This is a genomic window from Streptomyces millisiae (assembly GCF_031845425.1).
In the GTDB taxonomy this organism is placed as follows: domain Bacteria; phylum Actinomycetota; class Actinomycetes; order Streptomycetales; family Streptomycetaceae; genus Streptomyces; species Streptomyces millisiae.
Genome location: NZ_JAVREM010000322.1, coordinates 1 through 445, shown reverse-complemented (window position 1 = coordinate 445; position 445 = coordinate 1). Strand labels below are relative to the sequence as shown.

General features: G+C 68.5%; 1 protein-coding gene. It reads left to right on the top strand.

All coding sequences use genetic code 11. The annotated features are described in order from the left end of the window. The coding region (locus RNC47_RS36885) for a CDP-alcohol phosphatidyltransferase family protein (protein ID WP_394814964.1) at positions 1-299 on the top strand (299 nt) is incomplete at its 5' end. Between the last annotated feature and the right edge of the window lie 146 nt (positions 300-445).

Sequence of the window (445 nt, the reverse complement as noted above, 5' to 3'; positions counted from 1 at the left end):
GGTGGCTGGTGCTGACCGTGCTGGGGCGTGATGTGCTGCTGGCGGCGACGCTGCCGCTGTTGCGCAGCCGGGGACTGACCGCTCTGCCGGTGACGTATCTGGGCAAGGCCGCCACTTTCGCGCTGATGTCGGGATTCCCGTGGGTGCTGCTCGGCCAGTGGGACGCGACGTGGAGCCGGGTGGCACTGGCCTGCGGCTGGGCCTTCCTGCTGTGGGGCGTGGCGCTGTATCTGTGGTCGGCGGTGCTGTATCTGATACAGGTGACGATGGTGGTGCGACAACTCCCCGCCCGGTCATGAGCACCCTGGGCGGCTACGAGTCAGGGGCCGGGCTCAACGACCATGAGGCCCACGCCCCCAAGCGCATTCCGCTGCCCTCGCTCCTGCGGTCGTTGCTGACGGACCATCTCGATCCCGGTTATGCCGCGGCAGCCGCAGCTCGTGAA